5 protein-coding genes are annotated in these 6,979 nt (G+C 71.8%); 3 read left to right on the plus strand and 2 right to left on the minus strand.

Annotated elements, in window-relative coordinates; genetic code table 11:
* Window positions 1–81 precede the first annotated feature (81 nt).
* Window positions 82–1,488 (minus strand): sigma-54 dependent transcriptional regulator, encoded by a 1,407-nt coding sequence (locus D7X55_RS32790; protein WP_121725119.1) that lies wholly within the window; start codon window positions 1,486–1,488, stop codon window positions 82–84.
* Between the two features lie 153 nt (window positions 1,489–1,641).
* Here D7X55_RS32790 and D7X55_RS32795 point away from each other — a divergent pair, with 153 nt between their 5' ends.
* The 3 genes from D7X55_RS32795 to D7X55_RS32805 all read left to right on the plus strand — a co-directional run bounded on the left by D7X55_RS32795 (window position 1,642) and on the right by D7X55_RS32805 (window position 5,204).
* A complete protein-coding gene (locus tag D7X55_RS32795) occupies window positions 1,642–2,208 on the plus strand; it encodes an NUDIX hydrolase (protein WP_120553010.1) in 567 nt (188 codons plus the stop codon).
* Between the two features lie 233 nt (window positions 2,209–2,441).
* The gene (locus D7X55_RS32800) at window positions 2,442–3,248 is read left to right on the plus strand and encodes a TenA family transcriptional regulator (protein WP_121725120.1); all 807 of its coding nucleotides are present in this window, start codon (window positions 2,442–2,444) and stop codon (window positions 3,246–3,248) included.
* A 102-nt stretch (window positions 3,249–3,350) separates the two neighbouring features.
* Window positions 3,351–5,204, plus strand: coding sequence for a methyl-accepting chemotaxis protein (locus tag D7X55_RS32805; protein ID WP_121725121.1), 1,854 nt, complete (start codon window positions 3,351–3,353; stop codon window positions 5,202–5,204).
* On the opposite strand, the gene D7X55_RS32810 is transcribed toward D7X55_RS32805, so the two are convergent.
* Window positions 5,149–6,630, minus strand: a complete 1,482-nt coding sequence (locus D7X55_RS32810) for an ATP-binding protein (RefSeq protein WP_120553007.1) — start codon at window positions 6,628–6,630, stop codon at window positions 5,149–5,151. The genes D7X55_RS32805 and D7X55_RS32810 overlap by 56 nt on opposite strands.
* Window positions 6,631–6,979: the final 349 nt, after the last annotated feature.

Below are 6,979 nucleotides of genomic sequence, written 5' to 3' on the forward strand. Positions count from 1 at the left end.
GAGTGGGTGGGCCGGACGGTGGAAAGTCATGGGGCCGGGGCCCGGATGACGGATTTCCGAGGGGGGCCCATTCGCCGGGGCTCAGCCCTCCTCGGGGCGCTCACCGCGCGGCAGGAAGCCGTACTTCTCCAGCTTGTAGTAGAGCGCGGAGGTCTTGATGCCCAGCAGCCGGGCGGTCTCCGTCTTCACGCCACCGGCCTTCTCATAGGCGCGGGCGATGAGCTGGCGCTCCAGGTCCTCCAGGATGTCCGGCAGGGGGCGGTCGCCCTGGGGCACGGGCAGGCCCGCGTCCATGCGCGGCGTCTGGCCGGCCAGGTGCGAGGGCAAATCCTGCGGCGTGAGCGTGTCGCCCTCGGCGAAGACGAGCGCCTGCTCCATCACGTTCTCCAGTTCGCGCACGTTGCCGGGCCACGCGTGGCGGGTGAGCGCGTGCAGCGTCGCGTCGTCGATGCCGGTGACGCGCCGGTTGACGCGGGGCGCGTGCTTGGCGACGAAGTGGCGCGCGAGCGCGGGCAGGTCCTCGGGGCGCTCGCGCAGGGGCGGCAGGGTGAGCGGGACGATGTGCAGCCGGTAGTAGAGGTCCTCGCGGAAGCGGCCCGCCTTCACCTCCGCCTGGAGGTCGCGGTGCGTGGCGCTCACCACGCGCACGTCCACCTTGAGCGTCTCTTCTCCTCCCACGCGCTGCAGCTCCTTCTCCTGGAGCACGCGCAAGAGCTTCGTCTGCACGGAGGCGGGAATCTCTCCAATCTCGTCCAGGAAGAGGGTGCCGCCGTCGGCCAGCTCGAAGCGGCCCAGCTTGCGCTTCACCGCGCCGGTGAAGGACCCGCGCTCGTGGCCGAACAGCTCGCTCTCCAGCAGCGTCTCCGCCAGGGCCGCGCAGTGCACCACGACGAAGGGGCCGTCCTTGCGCGGGGAGCGCTGGTGGATCATCCGGGCGACCAGCTCCTTGCCGGTGCCGCTCTCGCCGCGCACCAGCACGGTGGCGTCGCTGGCCGCCACCTTGCGCACCTGGGCGAGCAGCTTCTGCATGGGCTCGCTGTCGCCCACGAGGTCGCGGTGGGTGAGGGCGGCGTCCGCGTCGTGCGCGTCCGTGCGGGCGGTGAGGCGCTCCACCTGGCGGCGCGTGGCGGACAGCTCCAGCCCCTTGTCCACCTTGGCGCGCAGCACCTCTGGCGGGAAGGGCTTGGTGATGAAGTCGTAGGCGCCCTCCTGCATGGCCTGCACGGCGGTCTCGATGGTGCCGAACGCCGTCACCACCATGACGACGGCGCCAGGGTTCATCCCCTTGAGCGCGCGCGTCACGGCGATGCCGTCCATGCCGTCCATCTTCAGGTCCGTGACGACCAGGTCGAAGGGGCCCTTCTTGTACGCGGCCAGTCCGTCCGCCCCGCTGCGCACCGCGGACACGGTGTGGCCGGAGCGGGTGAGGGTGACGGTCATGCCCTCGCGGAGGGTGTCGTGGTCGTCGATGACGAGGATGCGGGCCATGCGCCTGCTCGGGAAAGGAAGGTGGGGGACCGCCGGTGGGTGGCGGCGGGATGCACACGCCAGGCCACCCTACACCGGGCCGGGCGGCGCGCACGCGGGGCCCGTCGTGAAAGCGCTGGCGTCCCGGGCCCCGGCGGGTGTCTATCCCGGCGCATGTCCTCCGCTTCCGCCTCCCTCGTCGAACTGCTCGCGCGCCACGTCCCCACGGACGACAAGGAGCGCGAGGACCTGTCGCGCATGCGCCACTTCGCCACGTCGCTGACGGAGCCCTTCTCCCGCTCGCAACAGGAGGCCCACTTCACCGGCAGCGCGGTGGTGGTGGACGCGGACGGCGGGCGCGTGGCGATGCTGCACCACGCGAAGTTGAAGCGCTGGCTGCAGCCCGGGGGGCATGCGGAGGCCGGCGACAGCGGCGACATGGAGGCCACCGCGCTGCGCGAGGCCCGCGAGGAGACCGGCTGCCGCGTGCACCTGCACCCCACCGCGCCGCGCCCGCTGGACGTGGACATCCACGTCATCCCCGCGCGCAAGGACGAGCCCGAGCACTGTCACCTGGATGTCCGCTACCTGGTGGTGGCGGAGGACCCGGAGGCACTTGCGCATGATCCCGCGGAGTCCTTCGGCATCCAGTGGCTGGGCTGGGATGAAGCGCTGGCGCGCGCGGATGAAGCACCGCTGCGCCGCATGTTGCTCAAGGCGCGCCTGCTTGCCTGCCCTTGAACGTCAATGACGGTTCATGTGTGTGTGTCCATTGGATGAATGTCAAAGCGCCGGATTCCTGATTCACGCGTGAGGAGTCCGCGAGGTTTGGGACACCAACTGTCTTCAGGTTGGCTTCAATTTTCAGGGGGGCCTGGATGAAACACAGACATCCAGGCAAGCTGGGCATCACGCTGGGTGGAGGGGGGCGGCCATGACGGCTTGTCGTCCACCTGGGAGCAGGAGCAGGTTTCATGTCGTCTCCGGACGCCGTGTCGCATGGCACCGCCGTGGAAGTGTTTCCTGTTTCACCCTTGAAGAATGAGGATGCTTCCCGGCGCTATCAGCCCGCCGCCTTGAAGCTCACGCCGCATCCGCTCTGGATGGAGACGATGTTGGGCGCGCTCAAGCCCGCGTGGGATGCGGCGTGCATGCCCACGCTCTTCCGGGAGACCGCGGAGGGACGGCATCCGGACCTGAGCGCCTGGCAGCGGTTCCTGGTGCGCTGCTTCCCCATCGTGGAGAACTTCCCCAAGTACATGGGGCTGTCGCTGGCGAAGACGACCTATGGCGTGCGTCCGGGCGACGCGAGCATCCGCCGCTGGCTCCTGCAGAACCTGGGCGTGGAGGCCCGTCACGCCGAGTGGTGGATCGACTGGATGCAGGCCTCGGGCGTGGACGCGCCCAGGGCCTTCGAGGCGCCGTGGACTCCCGAGGTCCAGGCGCTCCACCAGCACCTGATGGCCACGTGCCTGGGGGGGTCGCTGGCGGAGGGGGTCGCCGCGTCCAACTGGGCCATCGAGGGCGTGACGGGCGTCTGGACGCGCGCCGTGGTGGAGCCCTTCACCGCGTATGCGCGGGACGGCGTGCGCGTGGATGCCATCTCGCTGCGCTGGCTCCGGGCGCATGCCCGCTACGACGACGCGCACCCGGACGAGGCGCTGGAGATCCTCAAGCTGACCACGGACGTGACGACGGGTGAGCCGGCGCGCGTGGAGCGCGCGGCGCACCGGTCCCTGACGTTGCTGGCGCGTGTGTTCGAGTCCTGCGGCGAGGCGTAGCCCTCCCCGCGGTCCGAGGCATCTGTTTCATCGGTGGCGGTGACGCGGTCGCGATGCATGCCAGCCCGGCGTTTCGCCAGACTGGAGGGGGGGCTCGAGCACATGAATGAAACACAAGACATCCGGGAGCTGGCCTGGCGTGGGATGTGGTTGTTCCTGCGATGGGTCCTGCCTCCCTCCATCGTCTGTGCGTACCTCATCGCGATGACGATGGGCCTGTCGGCCCAGGAGGGGCTGCTCGTCACGGCCACGGTCCTGCCGTTCATCGTGCTGGTGTTCGGGCTCCTGCATCCCTACGTGACGCTGCGGTGGCTGGCGAGCCAGGCCCTGCGGGGGCGCACCGGGGATGGCCCCGGGGACCGGCTGCGGCGCGTGCTGGAGCTGCCCTGGCGCTCCATGGTCTTCACCACCTGCGCGGCGTGGACGCTGGGCGGCTTCTTCTTCAGCCTCCCGGTGTGCCTGTGGTTCGGCAAGGACTGGTTCCGGCTGGGGCTGGGCACGCTCATCGCGTTCTGCTTCGGCGTGGTGGTGGCCTTCCCCATCGCGCTGGGACTGGAGCGGCTGGCGCTGCCGTGGGCGCTGCGGGAGCAGGACGCGCATCCGGAGCTGGCGCCGGCGGGCTCGGGCCCCTTCTGGCCGAGGCAGACGTGGTTCCTGCCGTTCACGTTCCTGTCCACCATCTTCGCCACGGTGGTGCTGAGCGGGTGCGTGGTGGTGGTGAAGCTCCTGAACGTGCGCAACCTGCTGAAGGAGGTGCTGCTGGCGGACGGCGCGACGAAGGCCGCGGCGCGGCTGGATGACGTGGGCAGCTCGCTGTTCGCGGACCTGGGCTTCGCGCTGCCGTGGGTGGGCGCGCTGGTGTTCGTCCTGCCGGCCTTCACCACGTGGATGCTGGCGCGGCGGCAGGCGACGAGCGCGGGCGCGGTGCACGGGGCCATCTCCGGCCTGGCGTCCGGGCGGATCCGCTCGCCCCGCTGGGTGTCCACGGACGAGATGGGCGACCTGGCGTCGGGGATGAACGGCGCGCTGTCCCGGCTGCGGAGGTTTCCCCGGCTCCTCCAGACCTCCGCGCAGCGGCTGGGTCAGGCGGGAACGGAGCTGCGCCTGTCGAACGAAGAGCAGCAGCAGGGCCTCGCCCGGCAGGCGGCCGCGCTGCACGAAGCGCAGGTGACGTCGGAGGAGCTGCGGCGGGCCTCGCGCATCGCCTCGGACTCCGCGGAGGAGGTCCTGCGCGTGGCCCGGCGCGCGGAGACGATGGGACAGCAGGGCGAGGCCGCGGTGGTCCTGAGCCTGGAGGGACTGGCGTCCATCCGGAGCGCGGTGTCCGGCATCCAGCAGCGGCTGTCGCGCCTGGAGGAGAGCACGGCCCAGATCGGGGAAATCACCGGCGCGGTGAAGGACCTGGCGGACCAGTCCCACCTGCTCGCCGTCAACGCGGCCATCGAGGCGGCGCGCTCGGGCGAGGCGGGGCGGGGCTTCGCGGTGGTGGCCAAGGAGATGCGCGGGCTGTCGGACCAGTCCGTCCAGGCCACCCGGCGCATCCGCGACATCCTCGCGGACATCAGCCAGGGCATCCGCGACGCGGCGTCCATGAGCGAGCAGGGCGTCCGTCAGGTGGCCGCGGGGTTGGACCAGATGCGCGCGTCCGGTGACTCCCTGCGCGCGCTGTCGCACAGCTCGCAGGAGAGCTCCGAGGCGGCGCGGAAGATCGCCAACGCGGTGACGCAGCAGAACGCCGCCTTCGCGCAGATCGCCACCGCCATCGCGGACCTGTCGCAGCTGATGGACGGCACCCTGCACCGGCTGTCCTCCACGCAGGAGGCCACGCGGACGCTGCAGGTCGTCTCCGGCGAGGTGGGGGAGATGGCGCTGCAGTTCGACGTCCGGGACGCGGAGTCCGTCAGGGTGCCGGTGCCGCCAGGGCTCCGGGAGCAGGGCAGGGCAGCGACAGGGTGAAGACGGTCTCTCCCGGCGTGGAGCGCAGGGAGAGCTCGCCTCCGTGGGCGCGGGCAATCTTGCGCGCCAGCGGCAGGCCCAGGCCGGTGCCCTGCTCGCGGGTGGTGAAGAAGGGCTCGAAGATGCGCTCGCGCTCGGCTTCGGGCACGCCCGGGCCACGGTCCTGGACGTCGATGGCATAGCGTCCATCGCGAAGCTCGCCGCGGATGCGCACGGGGCTGCCGGCGGGCGCGGCCTGCACGGCGTTCTTCACCAGGTTCACGAGCGCGGCGGTCAGCAGGCTGCCATCCGCCTCCAGGTGCGCGGGCGCGGCGCTCACCTCCAGGGACACGCCCTTGCCGTGGGCCTCCGCGGAGAGCAGCTCGCACGCGTTGGAGACCAGGTCGGGCGCCTCCATGGGGGCTCTGGCCAGCGGCTGCTCGCGGGCGAAGGCGAGGAAGTCCTCGACGATGCGCTGGAGGTAGGCGACCTCGCGCTGGATGCGGTCCACGTGGCTGTTCGCGTCCGCGTGGGCGCCCGCGCGCAGGTCCTCCTGGAGCAGGCCGGAGAAGAGCGCGATGCCGCCCAGCGGGTTTCGCACCTCGTGGGCCACGCCCGCGAGCATCAGCTTGAGCTGCCGGTCGCGGCTCTCCAGCGCGCCGCGCATGACCTCCAGCTCGCGCGCGAGCACGCCGATTTCGCGGGTGGGCTCCGGAGGCACGGGCGTGGTCAGGTCCCCCCGGCCAATCCGCAGCGCGGAGTCCATCAGGCGCCGCAGCGGACCGGCCAGCCCCCGCGCGGTGAAGACGGCGATGATGGCGAGCACGGCGAGCGCCACGGCGCTGGCCATGACGAAGGTGCGCCACAGCCGCCGCAGCGGCCCGAAGAAGGCCGCGCTGCCCTCCACGCCGATGGCGCCCACCACCTGGCCGTCCTGGACCACGGGCGCGTAGCCCGTCTTGTAGAGCAGCCCGTCGGAGCCGGTGAAGAGCACCTGGCTGGCGGCGCGCTTGCCGGCGAGCACCCGCGTCAGCTCCAGCCGGTCGCGCGCGAGGTCCGGCAGCTCCGTGCCCACGGGCAGACCGCCGCCCGCGTCCGCGCGCACGCGGCCCCGCGCGTCCACGGCGTACACCCGGCGCACGCCGCTCGCGGTGCGCACGCCGTCCAGGAGGCGCACGAGGGCGCGCCAGGTGCGGGTGCCGGACACGTCGTCGCCGGGCTCGATGGTGAGCATGCGCTCGCCGCTGACCTGGGTGGCGGTGGCGGCGGCGAGCGCGGACAGGCTCGCGCCCAGCTCGTCCTCCAGGCTCGCGCGGGCGAGCGCGTACACGGAAGCGCCCGCGAGCGACAGGAAGAGCAGGGTGGGCAGGAGGAACGCCAGCAGGAGCCGCGCGGACAGCGAGCCCAGCGCGTCCCGAAGACGGGAGGAAAGGGGGGGATGCGTCATCCGGGCGGTGCTCCTCGCACCCCCGCATCAAACGGCATGCCCCGGGCGCTGGCCAGTCCTCGTTCCCGCGTCCTGGACGCGCGTGGAAATCGCCTCCAGGGGCAGGCGTCCCGCGCGTCAGGAAAGGGCCCGCGAAGCACGTCAGACCTGACTGATAGATGTGTGTGATTGAGGGGGCGCGGGCATGCTGACACATTGGCTGGGAAGCGCCGGCATGGGGCTGGTGGCGGTCCTTTCTCTCACGGCCTGCGGGACGCCGGGCTCCCGGACCCTGCCGGTGGGGATGCACGGCTACGGGCGCTATCACAGCGCCTCCCCGGCGTCGTTCACGCGGGATACGGCGTGGAGG

Origin of the sequence: Corallococcus sp. AB049A, from assembly GCF_003668885.1 — a bacterium.
Taxonomy (GTDB): Bacteria; Myxococcota; Myxococcia; order Myxococcales; family Myxococcaceae; genus Corallococcus; species Corallococcus interemptor.